At 40.7% G+C, this 17,780-nt stretch carries 16 protein-coding genes; 6 read left to right on the top strand and 10 right to left on the bottom strand.

Features of this window, described 5'->3' with window-relative positions:
• Positions 1-64: 64 nt before the first annotated feature.
• Positions 65-775, top strand: coding sequence for a two-component system response regulator RppA (gene rppA / locus LC586_RS00405; protein ID WP_229482438.1), 711 nt, complete (start codon positions 65-67; stop codon positions 773-775).
• Here rppA and LC586_RS00410 read toward each other — a convergent pair.
• Positions 750-1,010 carry a hypothetical protein gene (locus LC586_RS00410; protein WP_229482439.1) on the bottom strand — a complete coding sequence of 87 codons (261 nt, stop codon included), beginning with the start codon at positions 1,008-1,010 and terminating at the stop codon, positions 750-752. The genes rppA and LC586_RS00410 overlap by 26 nt on opposite strands.
• A 153-nt stretch (positions 1,011-1,163) precedes the next feature.
• On the opposite strand from LC586_RS00410, the gene rppB reads away from it, so the two are divergent.
• Entirely contained in the window at positions 1,164-2,552 is a 1,389-nt protein-coding gene (gene rppB, locus LC586_RS00415) for a two-component system sensor histidine kinase RppB (RefSeq protein ID WP_229482440.1), read from the top strand.
• Between the two features lie 7 nt (positions 2,553-2,559).
• Here rppB and LC586_RS00420 read toward each other — a convergent pair whose 3' ends face one another.
• A complete protein-coding gene (locus LC586_RS00420) occupies positions 2,560-3,144 on the bottom strand; it encodes a Uma2 family endonuclease (RefSeq protein WP_229482441.1) in 585 nt (194 codons plus the stop codon).
• Positions 3,145-3,415: 271 nt separating this feature from the next.
• The gene (locus tag LC586_RS00425) at positions 3,416-4,054 is read right to left on the bottom strand and encodes a peroxiredoxin (RefSeq protein WP_229459887.1); all 639 of its coding nucleotides are present in this window, start codon (positions 4,052-4,054) and stop codon (positions 3,416-3,418) included.
• A gap of 436 nt (positions 4,055-4,490) precedes the next feature.
• Here LC586_RS00425 and LC586_RS00430 point away from each other — a divergent pair, with 436 nt between their 5' ends.
• Positions 4,491-5,204, top strand: coding sequence for a hypothetical protein (locus tag LC586_RS00430; RefSeq protein WP_229482442.1), 714 nt, complete (start codon positions 4,491-4,493; stop codon positions 5,202-5,204).
• 272 nt (positions 5,205-5,476) lie between these two features.
• On the opposite strand, the gene hpsP is transcribed toward LC586_RS00430, so the two are convergent.
• The 7 genes from hpsP to glmM form a co-directional block, all read right to left on the bottom strand.
• Entirely contained in the window at positions 5,477-6,655 is a 1,179-nt protein-coding gene (hpsP, locus tag LC586_RS00435) for a hormogonium polysaccharide biosynthesis glycosyltransferase HpsP (protein ID WP_229482443.1), read from the bottom strand.
• 154 nt (positions 6,656-6,809) lie between these two features.
• On the bottom strand, positions 6,810-7,985 hold the full coding sequence (gene hpsO / locus LC586_RS00440) for a hormogonium polysaccharide biosynthesis glycosyltransferase HpsO (RefSeq protein ID WP_229482444.1): 1,176 nt from the start codon (positions 7,983-7,985) through the stop codon (positions 6,810-6,812).
• A 111-nt stretch (positions 7,986-8,096) separates the two neighbouring features.
• The gene (gene hpsN / locus LC586_RS00445; RefSeq protein WP_229482445.1) at positions 8,097-9,077 is read right to left on the bottom strand and encodes a hormogonium polysaccharide biosynthesis glycosyltransferase HpsN; all 981 of its coding nucleotides are present in this window, start codon (positions 9,075-9,077) and stop codon (positions 8,097-8,099) included.
• Between the two features lie 831 nt (positions 9,078-9,908).
• A complete protein-coding gene (locus LC586_RS00450) occupies positions 9,909-11,063 on the bottom strand; it encodes a glycosyltransferase family 4 protein (RefSeq protein WP_229482446.1) in 1,155 nt (384 codons plus the stop codon).
• 11 nt (positions 11,064-11,074) lie between these two features.
• A complete protein-coding gene (gene hpsL / locus LC586_RS00455; RefSeq protein WP_229482447.1) occupies positions 11,075-12,721 on the bottom strand; it encodes a hormogonium polysaccharide biosynthesis protein HpsL in 1,647 nt (548 codons plus the stop codon).
• Between the two features lie 66 nt (positions 12,722-12,787).
• Positions 12,788-13,528, bottom strand: a complete 741-nt coding sequence (locus tag LC586_RS00460) for a glycosyltransferase family 2 protein (RefSeq protein WP_229482448.1) — start codon at positions 13,526-13,528, stop codon at positions 12,788-12,790.
• A gap of 231 nt (positions 13,529-13,759) precedes the next feature.
• A complete protein-coding gene (gene glmM, locus LC586_RS00465) occupies positions 13,760-15,232 on the bottom strand; it encodes a phosphoglucosamine mutase (RefSeq protein WP_229482449.1) in 1,473 nt (490 codons plus the stop codon).
• 572 nt (positions 15,233-15,804) lie between these two features.
• Here glmM and LC586_RS00470 point away from each other — a divergent pair.
• The 3 genes from LC586_RS00470 (at position 15,805) to LC586_RS00480 (ending at position 17,739) form a co-directional block, all read left to right on the top strand.
• Positions 15,805-16,521, top strand: a complete 717-nt coding sequence (locus LC586_RS00470) for a biliverdin-producing heme oxygenase (protein ID WP_229482624.1) — start codon at positions 15,805-15,807, stop codon at positions 16,519-16,521.
• 577 nt (positions 16,522-17,098) lie between these two features.
• The gene (locus tag LC586_RS00475; protein WP_229482450.1) at positions 17,099-17,449 is read left to right on the top strand and encodes a type II toxin-antitoxin system RelE/ParE family toxin; all 351 of its coding nucleotides are present in this window, start codon (positions 17,099-17,101) and stop codon (positions 17,447-17,449) included.
• Positions 17,446-17,739 carry a helix-turn-helix domain-containing protein gene (locus tag LC586_RS00480; protein ID WP_229482451.1) on the top strand — a complete coding sequence of 98 codons (294 nt, stop codon included), beginning with the start codon at positions 17,446-17,448 and terminating at the stop codon, positions 17,737-17,739. The genes LC586_RS00475 and LC586_RS00480 overlap by 4 nt, the downstream gene beginning before the upstream one ends.
• Positions 17,740-17,780 lie beyond the last annotated feature (41 nt).

Below are 17,780 nucleotides of genomic sequence, written 5' to 3' on the forward strand. Positions count from 1 at the left end.
GGTGAAGGTGGTTCTTATGATATCAATCTAGGAGATACAAATTAATCGTTGGCTGGTAAATTATATGAGAGTTCTGCTAGTCGAAGATGAGCCAGATTTGGGTTCGGCAATTAAGCGTACATTGAACCTGGAAAAGTATGTAGTTGACTGGGTTTTAGATGGTAATGAGGCATGGGATTATCTAGAAAACCAGTGGACGCAGTACACTCTAGCTATTATCGATTGGATGTTGCCAGGATTGTCTGGGTTAGAACTGTGTACTCGGCTACGAACACGACGTAATCCTCTGCCGGTTTTGATGCTGACAGCCAAAGATCGGATGGAAGATAAAGTTGCTGGACTAGATGCAGGTGCTGATGATTATCTGGTGAAGCCCTTTGGTATGGCGGAATTGTTGGCGCGGTTGCGTGCTTTGCAGAGGCGATCACCTCAATTTCAATCCAAGGAGTTAACTGTTGGCAATCTGACTCTCGATTACGGTAACAGTACGGTTGTCACTCAGAACCATCAGGGGGATAAACAGGTAATTCCTTTAACTAATAAAGAATTCCAGCTACTAGAGTATTTGATGAAGCACCCGCACCAAATTGTCACAACTGAACAGATTCGCAATCAGCTTTGGGAGGTGAGTGCAGAACCCGTTAGTAATGTGGTGGCGGCTCAAATACGTTTGCTGCGCCGCAGATTAGCTAATAGTGGTTGTGGAAACCCCATTGAAACTATGCATGGTGTGGGATATCGTCTCAATCTCACCGATGAAAGTCCCCGTTTTTAAGAGTGAAATAATCGTCATAGATACTCATTTTTGCGCTATCCCAATCATCTGCAAAGGTTGCTAGATGCGATCGCAAAATCTTAGCCTGCGATTTGTTAATTCCCTGAGAAGCTAGGTCAATCTGATTCGACCTCATAAAAGTCACAATTACTCGCGTTCCTTCATCTATATCAGTGGATTGTTCAGTGAGTTCCACTCGACTATTACGATATATGCCTTCAATATTATTCAGCATTTTTAACCTCATTGCTACAATATAATGCGGTTTATGGCAACATTTTTCTTCTGATTAAAGATATTTAGTCATGTTTCTATGATATCGTTATTTGCTTTTCTGATTTGTTGCATTTGTGCTATAGGTTCAAGCGGCTGCCAATGATGTTTTGTTATGAATCAAAATAAACTTTTTAACCTAACGCGAGTACGTTTGGCTTTGTGGTATACACTCGTCATGGCTGTGATTTTAAGCCTATGCGGATTCGGCGTATACAAAGCCGTATCCCATGCTCATTGGGTAGCATTAGACCGAGAACTGGAATCTGTCGCGGGAACGATACACGACGCGATCGAACTGAAACTAAAGCAACCCGGACGCGTTGAACCAGTTGTACAGCAGCTTTTACCAAATATTTGTGTAATTGGGGAAAGCTGCATTCAACAGCAGTCAAGTTCTAAAAGGCATATTCTCAGCGCAATTCATCAAGGCTACTACTATGTACGTTTTTTTGATAATTCAGGACGCTTGATTGCGATCGCAGGTTCTCATCCAGATGAACTTTCTCTAGTCTTTAACAAAAAACTTTGGCAAACTCTCAAAGATAGCAAAGGTAAGCCATATCACCAAATTTCATTTGGACTGCACACTCAAGACAATCGTGATTGGGGATACATCCAAGTGGGGCGAAGTCTGGAAGATTTCAATAGTTATCTGGATGCTGTAAAATTAATTTTAGCCGTGGGATTACCTACAACTATGGTTGTAGTTAGTGTTGCTAGTTGGTGGTTAGCAGGATTAGCGATGCAACCTATTTATCAATCCTATAGACAAATCCAACAATTTACAGCCGATGTAGCACATGAGTTGCGAACACCTTTAGCTGCAACACAAGCAACAGTGGAATCAGCGTTGTTGATGCCGAAACTGGATGAAATCGAAGCCCAGGACATTTTGCGAACTATACAGCGTCAGAATCATCGACTTACTTCTTTAGTTGTAGATTTGCTCCTCTTGGCTCGCCTAGATCGGCAACCTCTGCCATTACGACATGAATGTTGCTTAAATGATATTGTCAGCGACTTAATAGAGGAATTTGCAGCGATCGCCTTTTCTGCCAAAGTAACACTAACATCTGCAATGCGAGTCGAGCAACCTCTAAATATCGTAGGTGATTCTGAGCAACTTTATCGTCTGGTTTCTAATTTAATTATCAATGCAATTCAATACACGCCACAATCTGGAAAGGTAACTGTTGTCTTAGATCGTAGTGAAAATTATGCTGTGATTCAGGTTCAAGATACAGGTATTGGTATCCCCCACCAGGAACTAACTCGGATTTTTGATCGCTTTTACCGAGTGAATAGCGATCGCTCTCGTAAAACTGGTGGTTCTGGATTAGGATTAGCGATCGCTCAGGCAATTATTCATGCACACCAAGGTAGGTTAAACGTACAGAGTCAATTAGGTAAAGGTAGCACTTTTACCATTCAATTACCCTTAGATGTCACGCCAATTTACCAATTTCAATTGCTGTATCGTCGCCAGCCTAAATTTAAATAAAACTTTTTTACCAAACTTTACTTATATTCAAAATAAACCCAGGTAATACCAACTCGCCGCTAACGGTAGCAGGATTATCCAAACATTCCTCTGACAATCCAGGACGATAAATATAAACTTTACGCTGCTTACGGTCAATCAACCAGCCTAACTGTATTCCTGGCTCATTCATATATTCCTCCATTTTTTCCTTCAAAGTCTGGAGGTTGTCGCTGGGAGATTTGAGTTCGACTACAAAATCTGGACAAATGGGTGCAAACTTTCGCTGTTGTTCTGGAGATAGAGCATTCCACCGTTCTAGTTTAATCCAGGAGGCATCTGGAGAGCGTTCTGCACCTGTTGATAACTTAAATCCTGTACTAGAGCTAAAAGTTATACCTGTACCATCTTGTTCTGACCACACCCATAGCTGTCCTGAGATATTAACTTCTCGGTTTCCTGTCTCTGAACCAGTAGGAGGCATAATTACCAATTCTCCAAATTTATTTCGCTCAATGCGTAAATCACGATTCACTTGACAGAACTCAAAAAATTGTTCGTCTGTCATTTGCATTGATGACGGAATTTGCAAAACCAAAGGGGATGAAAACATCGGGATTTCCTCCAGGTTATGATGCCTAGCCCACTGACAATTCAGGTCATGTGCAAAAGCCCACGAAAACCTAACCCCCTAACCCCCTTCCCGTGGCGGGAAGGGGAAAATTCAAAGTCTTTCTCCTTAAAGGAAGAGAGAAATAGAAGTGAGGTTTTCCAGATGACCTGAATTGTCAGCTAGCCCACTGACTATATTCTCACCCAAATAAACAAAGAAGCAAAGATATAACTTTGCGTCTTTGCTTTTTTATCCGAAATCATTTTCAGATTTACTTGTTAGGCTGAGGAGTCATCCGCAGATAGGGTTTGATTTCCTCGTAACCTTTGGGGAATTTTTCTTTGAGTACTTCTGGATCTTTCAGTGAGGGGACAATTACAACATCCTCTCCATCTTTCCAGTCAGCTGGTGTCGCCACGCTGTAGTTATCAGTCAATTGCAGAGAATCAATTACCCGCAAAAGTTCATCAAAGTTACGTCCCGTGCTGGGAGGATAGGTGAAACTTAGGCGGAGTTTCTTATTAGGATCAATTACGAAAACCGATCGCACTGTCACAGCCGCATTAGCATTCGGGTGGATCATGTCGTAAAGCTCAGAAACCTTGCGATCAGCATCCGCCAAAATTGGGTAGTTGAGGGTGGTGCTTTGAGTTTCTTCAATGTCTCCCACCCAGCCTTTGTGAGATTCTACGTCATCAACGCTGAGTGCGATCGCTTTGACATTGCGCTTGTCAAATTCTGGTTTTAGCTTGGCAACTGTTCCGAGTTCTGTTGTGCAAACAGGTGTAAAATCAGCAGGGTGAGAGAACAGCACAACCCAGCTGTCACCTGCCCATTGGTAAAAATCGATGTCGCCGTGTGTTGAGGCTTGCGTAAAGTTGGGTACTGTGTCACCTAGACGGAGAGCCATGTGAGATTCCCTGTAGTTAAAAGATCATACGTGTTCTACTTTGCCATCATGACATAAAACCCCTATTCCCCAATCGGAGTTTAGCGGTTTGAAACAAAATTTTAGGTTGTCAGCACTCTCGGATAAGGGACGAGAGGATGGTAAAATTTATTGACTAAAGTACACATATATGCTCTAAATTAATATGTTTTGGTTACAGGTTTTTCTTTACTAGAAGACTGCAAGTATCAGGGCGATATCTGACTATAAACTATTGCATGTCTAGGCTCATTTAGTTGCAACATTTCCACATTATTGCAGCATTACGAGAAAATTTCTTCGCATAGATACAATATTGTCATAAGTTTCTAACCTGTTAAAAATTGAATTTTTATAAAGCAAATAGTCAGAATAAAGACTACAAATATGTTTATTATTTTTGGATTTTGAATTACTTATGATGATATTAATTTTTTTGGTTATTGGTGTTATCTTCAGCACAACTGCGAGTTTTGTTTTTGGAGTTCCGTGGTTGATGCCGATTTTAGGTGCTGCTGTCCCCTATCCCATTTTCTTTTTACAAGTGCGTCGTCAACAATATAAAAGTGCTTTTTGGTGGATGTTACTGTGGGGAGTTTTGCAGAGTATTGCTGTAATTGTAGCAACAGCGAACGCACCAGAAACAGCAGCAAAAGTCATCCTCCGTGGACAGTCATACACTACAGAAATGTTGCACTGGATTCGCACGGGAGAAGGTATGGAAGGTTCACTCAATTTATTTTTACCAGACCATTTATTGCACTACGGGATTTTTTGTATTCTCTGTATTGTCACTTTAAGTAGCATGGCATTGATATTCGGCACTTGGATGCTGAACTACATGAATTTTTATGTTGCAGAATTAGTGAAAATTAGTGCTAAACCTTGGTTAGCAGCTATTTTAGGGTGGTATCCGTGGTCAATTTTGCGGATAATTGGGTTTATCGCCACTGGTGTAGCTTTAGCTGCATTAGGATTAAATTTAGTAACTCGCATCAGAGGCGAAATTCCGAAATCTCCCTTTCCGAAAACTTATATGTTAATTGGGATTGGTTTTGTGATTGCGGATATTGTTGTCAAAGCAGTTCTAGCGCCTATTTGGCAAAAACTGCTGTTGTCTGCGTTGGGTTAAAAGAGAAGTCATATCATGTTCGCATAATTAGTTATGATTTCCACAGTCATTGCACCCCACACGCCAGATGCTCCACTTGGGGAGACCCCAAGACCGCACTGGCTCCCCTTAATCCCCTCCCCGCAAGCAGGAGGGGAGACGAAGCGACGATTGTCGGGGTGGGGTTCTTCGGGTTTAATAAGTAATCAAGCGAACATGATATCACAAGTCAGAATTCAGAATTCTGAAATTCAATTCTGAATCCTGGCTCCTAACTCCTGAATTCTTTCTTGTTAAATTAATTTGTTTGCCAGAATTTTCTGGTAGGCTTGGATTGTTTGCCTAGCGATCGCATCCCAGCTAAAATTTTCCAATGCATATTTTTGGGCGTTTAATCCCCGGCGTTGGCGTTCTGCGGGATTTTGCAAAGCTTCTTGTAGTAACTCTACCAGTGGTTGGATATCTGTTGCACCCACCCAACCCGACTCGCTATCACGTATCTGTTGACAAATATGTACTTGGTCAGAAATGACTACGGGTATACCTGCTACCATTGCTTCAGCTACAGCAATCCCAAAATTTTCGTAGTAGGAAGGCAAGACAAATAAATCAGCAGCTTGTAGTAAACTAACTTTTAGCTCACCAGTGACAAAGCCAGTAATTGTAGTGTGCGATCGCAGTGGTGAATTTTGAATTTGGGATATTATCTTTTTTTCGTAATCTGGATCTTGGGGATTTGTACCAGCTAAGACAAAATGAAACTTATAACCAACCGCTAACAGCTTCTCTAGCGCCGGAATCAGCAAATTTAACCCCTTTTTCGGGTCAATTCGTGACATAAACAATACTAAAGGCACATCCTCTGGTATTTTTAACTGACTATATACATTTTTAACGGGCGATTGAGGGGGAATCACACCCAAGGGAATCACCAAATCTGGCGTAGATACTCCAAATCTTTCTGATATTTTAGCTTCTTGCTCGCTGGTAAAATGAATTGCTGCTGCACCAGCTAAATTTTGACGTTCTATGATTGCGACATAAAGCTGTTTTAATTGTTTTTTCTTTTGTAAATCAGCCGGATCGAGAGTACCTAAAGGACGGAAAATATAAGGTAGCTTTTGCTGACGACACACAATAGCAGCAGCACTACTTATGGGAGAGAATAGAGCATGAATATGTGCTATATCAAACTCGTGAGCATGACCTTTTAGCCAGTTTAATAAATCTAGGGAAAATTTGTAGCGACGAAATGGGGCGCAACGAAAGTAAATTATTTCATAACCATCTTGTTTAATTGGGTGATTTAAAGGAACATCCAGAGGTATTTGACCATTATCACCATTACTATCAGTTGTGAGAATTGTAACTTCCACTCCCTCTTTTACCAAAGCTGGAGCTAATCCTAGTACCATTTGACTGGGGCCGCCATAAATCAGAGAAATTGAGGGAACAATTTGTAATATTTTCATTTTTTTGTCATTTGTTATTTGTCATTTTTTATTCACTAGATATCTTGCAAAAGTCCACCCCACCCCTTAATCCCCTCCCCGCCTGCGGGGAGGGGAGACAAAGCGTAGCTTTGGCGGGGTGGGGTTCTTATTTGTGATTTATGCAAGAAGTCTACTAATGACTAATCACTAAATCTTGATAAAACTCTAATTGCTGTTTAGCCAAGGCTTTATTTGTATATTTAATCATTGCTTTTTGATAGCCGATTTCACCCAGAGTATGAGCAAAATCTGGTTTATCCATTAATTGAACTAAGCAATTAGCAAGGGCTTGAGCATCACCTTCAGGAAATACTAAACCAGCATCACCAATTACATAGGGAATTTCACCAGAATCAGAACCAATCACAGGTACTTGGCAAGCCATCGCTTCAATTAGCACATGACCAAATTGTTCTTTCCAGCCAACAGAAGTTAAGGTTTTAAACTTGTAAGTTGTTTCTGAAGGCAGTACTAAAGTACTCATTAAATTAATATAGTTTGCAACTTCGTTATGGGGAACACTTTCTACCAAAATTAATCGTTCTTCAATATTATTTTCTGCCGCGATTTTGATTAATTGACTCTGCAACTCTCCTCGTCCCAGTAGAAGTAATTTCCAAGGTTTATCTTTCAAAGTGATTAAGGCTTGCAAAAGCGTTAACAAACCCTTCTCTTGCACAAATCGTCCAACAAAACCTACAATAAAATCTTCTTTTTTAATATCCAACTTAGCTGCTAACTCGGGTTGAGCTTTGTGAGTAAATAAACTTTCATCTACACCCAGTTGCGGCATAACTTTAATTGCCCCTTTATATCCCCGTTGCCTTAAAACTTCTGCTCCATCTTGATTGCCAGAAATAATGCCGTGACTGTGATTGAGGTTATATTTTTCTAATAAAGCAACTGGTAATTTCAGATGATATGGTAAATTCCACCAGGTAAAAAATACATTTTTTGCCTTGAGTCCTAATAGCTGATTTAAAGCAATCATCTGAGTATAAGCTAACCCCCTAGACCCTTGTTCAACTTGGATAATTTGGGGACGAAATTCTTTTAACAAAGAGATCAAATCAGCACCAAAGGTAAGGAGTCCCTGATGATTTTGACTGAAATTAGAAACGGGAACTATTTTAAATGTGCCTTCATCGCGGTATTCAGTTTCAATAATTCTATTTTGTACGCCACCTGGTTTCCAGCGCTTTGGGACTACAACTGTTACTTCAATTTCCGGTTCTAGTTGAGATAAAGCACGTAGTTTTTCACAGTTGAGGTCTACGATATAAGTGTGACTAGCAACTAAGATTTTCATTGATATTTATTAATTGATATTTATTCTTTGTCAGCTATTCTTTGTTATTCACTAACTCCTAACTCCTAACTCATAACTCCTAACTTCTAACTCCTAACTCCTAACTCCTAACTAAACTTGTTCATCCAATCGGCTGTAAATTTGACCATCGTTCCATAGTGATTCAATGACAGTACCCAAGGCTTTGAAAAAACCCAAAGTGTAGAAAATAGTGCGAGTGGCAATTTTGATGGGGGAACCGCTTTTGTGACAAGGTGGGCGTCCCAGTACATGACAGTCAAATAAACGGGCGTATAAGCGTAAAGCTTGAGTAGCAGTAAGGTTTTTCAGCCCTAGTAGGAAATGGTTGTGATAAAAGGTGAGTTGATATTTGAGCGATCGCATACTAATATCATGACAACCCCCTGTTTCTTCGCCTAAATGCACCAAATGGGCTTCTGGGTCGTACCAAATTTTATACCCCGTCTGTCGCACCCGCAAACAAAAATCTGACTCTTCGCGTACTGCACTACCACGAAACCTCTCATCAAACCTTAGCCCATACTTAGTAAAGATTTCGCGGCGAAATGACATATTGCAACCCCTCGCTGTCAGTACTTGCTGAGGTTTGATGGTATGTACTAAATCAATATGATACCAAGCAATTCCTGGGTCCATAGCTTGGGGAGGCAGATATTCAATCTGTAAATCTCCTCCAGAATCACCCAATTTCATTCTGTCAAATACGCGGCCGGCTACAGCCCCCACTTCTGGATTTTGCAAATAATTTTTTGCATGGGCTGCTAACAATTCTGGGGTTAGCTGAACATCATCATCAATAAATAATATTATTTCACCAGATGACCGCCGCACTGCATAATTCCGCGCCCCTGGCAAACTTGCCCAATCTAAGCGCAACCACTTAATTTTACCTGCCCCCGCCATCTCTTCTAGGTAGGCTTGAATTTCTGGCTGGTGTTTTGGGGTTTGGTCTACTACTAAAACTTCAAAATTTGGATAGTCTTGTTTCAAAACATCTACAATGCTATCCCGTAGGGCTTCCTCTCGACCATAGGTCGGGATAACCACAGTAATTAATGGCCAATTATCCATGATTTTTATTAAGTGATTTTTCTACTTTGATAATAACCTTATCGAAACAGAATACATGCGTCAGTCGTCATAATTCAGTTGGGTATTCTGTATGACTGGCGGATGAATAAGCGGCGTTTTTGTACCCCCACTAAATATGCAGATTTAAGTAGAGCGGCGTAAATAATTAAAGGTTCGTAGTGAGGACTTTAGTCCTCAAATAAGCACTAAAGTCCTCACTAAGAAGTAATTTCAATATTTTTTACATTACTTAACTTTCTTTAATTTATTCTCGCCTACTTACTTAGCGCTCTTCAATCAGTGGTGAGTCTGAATCCCCAACTGATAGCGTAGCGTTAGCGTTAGCGATAGCGTAGCGTTAGCGATAGCGTAGCGTTAGCGATAGCGTAGCGTTAGCGATAGCGTAGCGTTAGCGATAGCGATAGCGTAGCGTTAGCGATAGCGTAGCGTTAGCGATAGCGTAGCGTTAGCGATAGCGTAGCGTTAGCGAGGAACGAGCGTCGGAACGAGCGTCGGAACGAGCGTCGGAACGAGCGTCGGAACGAGCGTCGGAACGAGCGTCGGAACGAGCGTCGGAACGAGCGTCGGAACGAGCGTCGGAACGAGCGTCGGAACGAGCGTCTTGATTCTGGCTCCTGAATTCTGACTTCTGTAGGACTTACGCACGGGTAACGGAAAACGTAGACGCTGCATCGGCTTGCCGCAGGCTACCACAGAGGGCGCAGAGAAGCCAGTGCGCCCTTGCGGTTAAGAGACTTGAAGCAACTGGCGCGTCACGGAGGAATGAGAGTTTGAGAGGGTTTTTGCGTAAGTCCTATTCTGAATTCTTGTTCAAACTCCTGCTGCTGCATAAAGATCATCAAATAACTCATTTTGCTTTTCAGAGTTATGCACAATTTGCGCTTGAGCTAACGCTCCTGCACTTAAAAATTCGTAATGTTCTCGCTTATCACTTCTATCAAGAAATTGAATTATTTGTTGCAATGCTTGCTCTGCCAAATAATCATAAGTGCTATTTAAAATTTCCCAATATTCATTAGTTTTAGTTTTTTCTCCATGTAGCCAATTACTCCAGTGCCTAATTTCATTAATTGGTAACTGTAAAATATAGCCATTTTCGCCATGACGAATAAACTCTGGTAAAGCGCATACATTTGTTGTAATCGCAGGAGTTGCAACTGAAAAACCTTCTATGATGCTATAGCCGTAAGTATCATGCAATGTTGCCATTAATTGAAAATGACTTTGCGATAATAATTCAATAACCTTCTCATTAGGAATATTTTTATGAAAGACAACGTTATTTAAATTCAATAACTTTAAATCCTCTACATATTTGGTGCGATCGGGGAAATCCGTCGGCACTCCTGAACCATGTCCCAGTTCTGAAATTATATGTAAAGTAATAGGTAAACCTAATTTCTCAGCTTTTTTAGCGAGTCTTAAACCAACAACTCCGCCTTTGCGGGCAATGTGATTTCCTATAAATACAAGCTGGAGATTTTGCTGTTGCTGATAAAGCTTTGATTGGTTAACCCTAACTGGAAAATTTGGATGAATAACATCTAATTTTTTACTTACTTTTTGTTCTATTTTCCAACCTTGTATCCGGTTAATTAATCTCAACTTGGCATAATCAGAAATAGCGATAATTTTTTGGCAATTATCTAGCGCTAAACGATTATTTAATAACTCATAAATTACAGCTTCGCCTTGATTTTGAGGATTTCTATATAAAACACGATGATCCTCAAAGGTGAGAAACCAAGGTTTGTTTGTATATAAAATTTTGTTGAAAGAATGAATAGCCTGGTATCTTCCCCATACAGGTTGCCAGGCCATAAAGCTGCCTAAAGGATACCAAATTTTATCTATAGGATATCTGCCTGCGGGGAAAGGCTTGGGGCGGATAAGTGTATGCCGAGAATTTCGAGGTAGGTTTGGAATGCTGAGGTGTTTTTGACCTCCTATGATAACTTTTGCCATTTTTATTTCATTTAAATTGTTTTTAGACGTTTTTTCTGGTTTTTTTGCTGAGGGTTGGCATCTTCTATATCTTGTTTCTCCAGTTCTGGCAATTTAAAAAGAACTCCCGCAAAAAACCAATAATAGACAGCAACCGGATCAACATCCAGAGGATAGTAGTAGGTGTTGTAGCTAATAAACAATATAAACACCCACAAAGCTGCTCCGTAACTGCGGAAATTACGGTTCTTTATGGAGCGATAGGTTTTAAAGCCAATAATTGTTAAACTTGTTACCAAAGCCAGAAAAGCTAGCACTCCAAAAATTCCAACTTCAAAAAGTACTTTGGGGTAGTAGGTTTCCACCAGCTTAGTTTTACCCATTACGCGGGCAGAGTTAGTTGCTCGTCCTAAACCACTTCCCAGTGGGCCGTCTACGTTTTTCCAATTCTCTTCAAATTGCTGGACGATAAAATCTTGAGGTGGTGAAGCTTCCCATCGACCTGTAAAACTCTCGGTTCTCTGTTGCACTACATCAGGGTTAGTCACCATTGCTATTCCCAGAACTAGGGCAAGTCCTATCCCTATGGGGATAAATCGTTTAAGGTTGCCAAGTTGACCAGTGAGCAATAGCAAAATCCCGAAGCAGATTGGTACTAAAGCTAAGGCGATTCTTTGTCCAGAGATTACAGCATTAATAAAGACTGTTACTAAAGTACCTAAACCGATCAGTCGCCATATTGGGGAGGGGTCGGTGAAGCCGGTGGCAAAGGTAAAAAAGGTGCTGGAAATTAAGAACCATGCCCACTGCCAAGGAGCTACAAATGTCCCTGGTAGGCGAATGACTCCTTCTTCGGGACTATATAAGAGCGCTCCACCAAAATAACACCGGGCTTCTAGTGATGTGACAAATAGGGCATTTCCTTCAAGACCTCTAGTGCCTTGACATACACCAGTTAGTAGTAACAGGTATTGAATAAATCCCAACACACAGCAAATCAGTATTAGGACAATCTGGAGGCGCGATAAAAATAGAAAATCCCGCTTATCTCGAATTAGATAGTAGGCACAACCAAGTAGGGGGACATAGCCTAAAAATACTTTCAGTCCCAGAATGCCCATGCCTAATGGTATTTCTTGGGGTGCTTTTTCCAATAGTCCTACACTAGGCGGGTTAAACTGCTGTCCACCATTGATAAACAACAGCGTTAGCAGACTACAACCCAAGACAATATAAAGTGGGGTTTTAATGCCTTGGGGAATAATTAGGGGTAGCCCCTGTTTACGACAAGTCTGCCAAAGTCCAATTAGGGCTGGAACATAAAAGGCATCTTTAGCTAATTGGAGTATGGGACTATTGCCCAAGTAGTAGGTGATAGTACCCCCAATAGGTACGTAAATGATGAAGGCATATAGCGCTTGACGCGGGTATTTGTAGGAAAGGGATATGATGAATATCCCTAAGACGCCAGGGACTGCCACTTTTATTCCACCTACGAAAAAAAGTAGAATGCCAACTAAGACACTGGCAAAGGTGGCGGTGGTGACTAAGCTAGTGAGTTCTTTACGTGCTTGGGCTGCTTTGCGCTTTTGGGCTAACTGTTCTTTGAGGCTAAGACTAGAAGCTTCTTTTTCACCCTGTTTTTTTGATTTTTGATTTTTTGACTTTGATTTCGGCATAGTGGCGCTGTAGCCTATCAGCCTTAAAAAATAATCTATAGCTTACATACAAATGGATTGCAATGGCTATAGCGTGTACAAGCCGAATTCATCCTTAACTGATTGAGTTAGGGATTTTCGATCAAAAATATTGAAGTTTAACTTCATTGAACCATAAAAAAGATTTTCTCCTGTTTCTACAATGTAAACTGCTCCGGGAAATGGTAATGGTTCAATAGGTTTAGCTTTGCCTTCTAATACGCCTCTGACTTTACCGTGGTCTATATAATATTTGTAGTATCCATAACCGCGATTATATTCGGCATTTTCTGGTAAAAAATTTAAGTCATATCGGATAATATTGGATGTGCCGCACATTGAATAGAAATTTTTTCTTTTAATATATATATATTTACTACCTTCTTTATATTTATAACCTTTATTGATAAACCATCCATTAGAGTTAGGATGTTGCTTAATAAATGCGGCTAATTTGTTACTGATGCAATCATCTGCATCAACTGCCATAGTGTGAGTTGGAGAAAATTGATGAGCATACATTAATCCCTTCAAGATTTTTCGCCCTTTATCTGTGTCTCCTCTAGCTATAGGGTTTGTCTCGTTGGGAGGAGGAAAATTAACTGTAATGTACGTAATTTGGGGATGATTAAAATCTATTTTTGGCTGTTCATGGCAAACGACAATAGCGTGAAAATCAGAACAGGTTTGATTGCAAATTGATTTGATGCATCTTTCAAATGATTGGGTGACACGCTCCCAGGAGTTGGAAACTTTAGCACTTTTAAGTGGGATAATAAAAACAAGCATTATATTATCTTAAAACAAATAGCTAAGAGAATCTTGAAGTAAATAATAACACGTTAAACTAATGTCAGTACTGATTATGCGGATGCAGTGAGTTTTGTTGACAATTAATTGGGCGGGCATGATCTAACAATACAAATATAAATGCCACAGCTTCTACAGATAACCAAGGGTAGTTAATTTGTAGAAGCTGTAAGGTATTGACGTTTGTTAAAAGCTGAGATAATAGCTAATTTAGTCCATCAGATGCTGTTGGACTTTTGAAACTAATTCATTTGTCCAGTAGTTGGTAAGTTCGGCATTGGCAGCTTCCACCATAACCCTGATTACTGGTTCTGTACCAGAGGCGCGAACCAAAATTCTGCCGGAATCACCCATTGCAGCTTCAGCAAGAGCGATCGCTTGTTGCACAGGTTGGCAATCTTGCCATCCTAAACGGCGATCGCGATCAACAACTCGCACGTTCCGCAATAATTGTGGATAGGTCTGGAAGCTTTGATCTACTAATTCGCTAAGGGGAACACCCGCCTTTCTCACCAAAGCTGCTATATGTAATGCTGTTAACAAGCCATCTCCAGTAACAGCATAATGACGGCAAAGAATATGACCTGATTGTTCGCCGCCTAGCATTCCCCCAGTTCGCTGCATTTCGGCTTGCACATATTGGTCGCCGACTGCGGTACGAATTAAGTTACCCCCAATTTTTTGCCAAGCTTTCTCAAAGCCTAAGTTGGCCATGACTGTAGATACAATCAGGTTGTCTGGCAGTTGGTGATTTTGTTGTAAGTGGCGTCCCCATAGGTAGAGAATGTAATCGCCGTTAACTTGCCTGCCAGTATTGTCTACCGCTAAGACGCGATCGGCATCGCCATCAAAGGCAAAACCGATGTCGGCGTTGTGTTCTTGTACTGTGGCTGCAAGAATATCTAGGTGGGTGGAACCGCAGTTAACATTAATGCGATCGCCATCTGCTTCGTTATGTAAGCAGATCACCTCTGCCCCCATTTCTCTAAATACTGATGGTGCTAATCCTACTGCTGCTCCCCACGCCAAATCTAAAACAATCTTCATTCCCTGAAGATTTAGGGCACCATTCAAGGGTTTTTTCAACGCCTCGCCATAATGTCCCACTAACTCAAAACGTGAGTAATGCCGTCCACAATTACTAACTCTAGCGATCGGTGATATCTTGCCACGCAGTCCGGCTTCAATTTCTGCTTGCAATATTTGCGGTAACTTTCCACCATTCGCACTAAAAATCTTAATCCCATTGTCTTCTGGGGGATTGTGGCTGGCAGAAATCATCACTCCGCCGATGGCATCACTGATGCTGGTGAGATAGGCAATGCAAGGAGTGGGACATAATCCCAAATACCAGACCTCTAATCCTGCTGCTGTTAACCCTGCACTCAAAGCCATTGCCAGCATATCGCTAGAGTTTCTAGAGTCCTGTCCAAGAATGACTGGCCCTACTTGAGTTGCATGGTTACGTAAAACAATCCCCGTCCAAAAACCAACTTGTAATGCTAGGGGCGCACTTAGTAATTCTCCGACTCGTCCGCGAATCCCATCTGTACCAAATAAGGGATTTGCTGGTAATGGGATTAAATTCAGTGCAAAACTGCTCTCAATGCCTTTGCCCAATGCATCAACTTCGGAAGCAGAACCCCCAGAAATGCCCGGTGTCCGAGTTATAGATGAAACCATATTTTTAAACACTCCACACAATCACACTGAAAAATAGCACCTAAGACTTTATTCAGCAATTTCGACATGCTTTTTTTCTTTAGAAATTCATTCTAAATCAAGCTCCTATTACGTAATAATACGTAATTTATGCCCTTTTATTGTAAAGTTTTCATGAAGCCAGTATTGATTTTTACATTATCAGTAAAGTCTTCACATCTTAGCTAATTATTCCTTTTATGCCCTCAACCTAGTTTTGATTTTTATCTGTATTAGTTTACACTTTGCAATGCTACCAGCCGAGAGTCAGTTGTAACAAATATAATCCGTGTTTAATCACAAGTGTTTTTCTGTAAAGCTGAGAATGAAAGCGAAATTTAGCTAATACCAACAAAAATATCAAAACGCTAGAATGTAAAATTATATTCACTGAGTCTATTTATCGTGTAAAAAAATACAATATTATTTGAACTTAAAAAATTTTAATATAAATTCTCATCAAATAGTTTTAAGGTAACGTTTTAATGGCTTTTTTAGCCGTTAGTGAATTAAAACTTCGGCAGTTAACTTTATTAAAAGTTGAGAAATTTAGCATGAGCAGCAATTTAGCAACCAAATTACGTGTAGGCACTAAGAAAGCCCACACAATGGCAGAAAATGTAGGTTTTGTCAAGTGCTTTTTAAGAGGAGTAGTCGAGAAAAACTCTTACCGGAAACTTGTTGCTAATTTCTACTTCGTCTACTCAGCGATGGAAGAGGAAATGGAAAAGCATCGCCAGCACCCAATTCTCTCTAAAATTAACTTTCCTCAGCTAAACCGCAAGTATACCTTAGAGCAAGACCTGAGTTATTACTTTGGTGCTAACTGGAGAGAGCAAATCAAGCTATCTCCCGCAGGTGAAGCTTATGTAAAGCGCATTCGAGAAATATCTGCCACAGAACCGGAACTGTTAATCGCTCATTCATATACTCGTTACTTGGGTGACTTATCCGGGGGACAAATTCTCAAAAATATTGCTGTAACGGCGATGAATTTGTCTGATGGGCAAGGAACAGCCTTTTATGAGTTTCCAGAGATTCCTGATGAGAAGGCATTCAAAGCCAAATATCGTCAAACTTTGGATGAATTACCCCTCGACGAGGCGACAACCGATCGCATAGTTGATGAAGCTAACGCCGCCTTTGGCACGAACATGATGATGTTCCAAGAATTGGAAGGCAATTTGATCAAGGCGATCGGGGTAATGCTTTACAACAGCCTCACACGGCGACGGACACGCGGCAGCACTGAACTCGTCACTGCTGAGTAACTGTGTTGAGATTGCGGAGTATGGTGTGTGGAGTCATAAGTTCAGATAGCCTGATGAAGGATAATTCATAAGTGTTTCTGGGGAAAGAGCAATCAACGCTCAAAATATTTAGGGGCAATAGCCTTGTGACTGCTTTCTATTGGTGAAAGCAAACATGGGGAGATTGCCCCTCAATTATTTTTAATCTGGTTTTCAGGTTTGTATCTGTTATCTGTGTATCCGCTCAATAAATCGGGGCGAACTACAAGTTGAGGAATGATTTTACGCCATTTGAGCCTTGTCACTGAGTGATTTACCCCGGATTATTGAGCGGTTACGTATCTGTGACATTCTTTTTTAAAATTGGTATGATTCCATCGACGCTGGCTTGACGGCATTGGGGATTGGGGATTGGGGGATTGGGGCGATCGCCCTTAGAGTAAATGGGTGAAAAGTAACTTATGTCTACTGTTGACTATTAGTACCAAAAAAGGTACAAGAGTAATGTGATGTCAAATTTATCTAATTAAACATAGCTCTGTAAAGCTACAATATCTGCTTTTGCAGGTTTATGTATTTTTAGAGAAATTTGATATAAATGGAAGAAAAACGAATTCCTGCACAGTTCTATAAAAACGAAAATGGTACAGAACCGGTTCGTGATTGGTTAAAGGACTTAGACAAAGAAGATCGAAAATTAATTGGTGCTGATATTAAAACAGTAGAGATTGGATGGCCAATTGGGATGCCAACTTGCCGTCCAATGGGTAAAGGGCTATTTGAGGTACGTACAAATTTACCTCAAGGTCGAAAAGCTGGTGTGTTGTTTTGCATTTATGACGAAAAAATGATTCTTCTCAATGGGTTTATCAAAAAAACTCAGAAAACTCCACAAAAAGAATTGGAGTTAGCCTTAGAACGCAAGCAAAAACCGGAGGCGCAAAGATGAACAAAAATCCACATGTTGGTTCGTCTCTTGATGACCTTCTTGAAGAGGAAGGGACACTTGAAGAAATTAACCTAATTGCTGCTAAACGTGTTATTGCATGGCAGATTAGCAAAGCAATGGAAGAAAAAAAGTTGAATAAGGCAGCAATGGCAAAAGAGATGAAAACTAGCAGATCATCTCTTGATCGGCTGTTAGACCCCAATAACTCATCTGTATCCTTAGACACCATTGAGCGTGCTGCCAGAGTGGTTGGTAAACGGATACGTTTTGAATTGGTGGATGCAATCTAGGCATAATTCAACATCACCTATCTTCCTAACCCATCTGATCA

Source organism: Nostoc favosum CHAB5714, assembly GCF_020829495.1.
GTDB classification, from domain to species: domain Bacteria; phylum Cyanobacteriota; class Cyanobacteriia; order Cyanobacteriales; family Nostocaceae; genus Nostoc; species Nostoc favosum.

Coding starts and splice junctions, on each gene's coding strand:
- rppA (WP_229482438.1), top strand. CDS start 65: ATGAGAGTTCTGCTAGTCGAAGATGAGCCAGATTTGGGTTCGGCAATT.
- LC586_RS00410 (WP_229482439.1), bottom strand. CDS start 1,010: ATGCTGAATAATATTGAAGGCATATATCGTAATAGTCGAGTGGAACTC.
- rppB (WP_229482440.1), top strand. CDS start 1,164: ATGAATCAAAATAAACTTTTTAACCTAACGCGAGTACGTTTGGCTTTG.
- LC586_RS00420 (WP_229482441.1), bottom strand. CDS start 3,144: ATGTTTTCATCCCCTTTGGTTTTGCAAATTCCGTCATCAATGCAAATG.
- LC586_RS00425 (WP_229459887.1), bottom strand. CDS start 4,054: ATGGCTCTCCGTCTAGGTGACACAGTACCCAACTTTACGCAAGCCTCA.
- LC586_RS00430 (WP_229482442.1), top strand. CDS start 4,491: ATGATGATATTAATTTTTTTGGTTATTGGTGTTATCTTCAGCACAACT.
- hpsP (WP_229482443.1), bottom strand. CDS start 6,655: ATGAAAATATTACAAATTGTTCCCTCAATTTCTCTGATTTATGGCGGC.
- hpsO (WP_229482444.1), bottom strand. CDS start 7,985: ATGAAAATCTTAGTTGCTAGTCACACTTATATCGTAGACCTCAACTGT.
- hpsN (WP_229482445.1), bottom strand. CDS start 9,077: ATGGATAATTGGCCATTAATTACTGTGGTTATCCCGACCTATGGTCGA.
- LC586_RS00450 (WP_229482446.1), bottom strand. CDS start 11,063: ATGGCAAAAGTTATCATAGGAGGTCAAAAACACCTCAGCATTCCAAAC.
- hpsL (WP_229482447.1), bottom strand. CDS start 12,721: ATGCCGAAATCAAAGTCAAAAAATCAAAAATCAAAAAAACAGGGTGAA.
- LC586_RS00460 (WP_229482448.1), bottom strand. CDS start 13,528: ATGCTTGTTTTTATTATCCCACTTAAAAGTGCTAAAGTTTCCAACTCC.
- glmM (WP_229482449.1), bottom strand. CDS start 15,232: ATGGTTTCATCTATAACTCGGACACCGGGCATTTCTGGGGGTTCTGCT.
- LC586_RS00470 (WP_229482624.1), top strand. CDS start 15,805: ATGAGCAGCAATTTAGCAACCAAATTACGTGTAGGCACTAAGAAAGCC.
- LC586_RS00475 (WP_229482450.1), top strand. CDS start 17,099: ATGGAAGAAAAACGAATTCCTGCACAGTTCTATAAAAACGAAAATGGT.
- LC586_RS00480 (WP_229482451.1), top strand. CDS start 17,446: ATGAACAAAAATCCACATGTTGGTTCGTCTCTTGATGACCTTCTTGAA.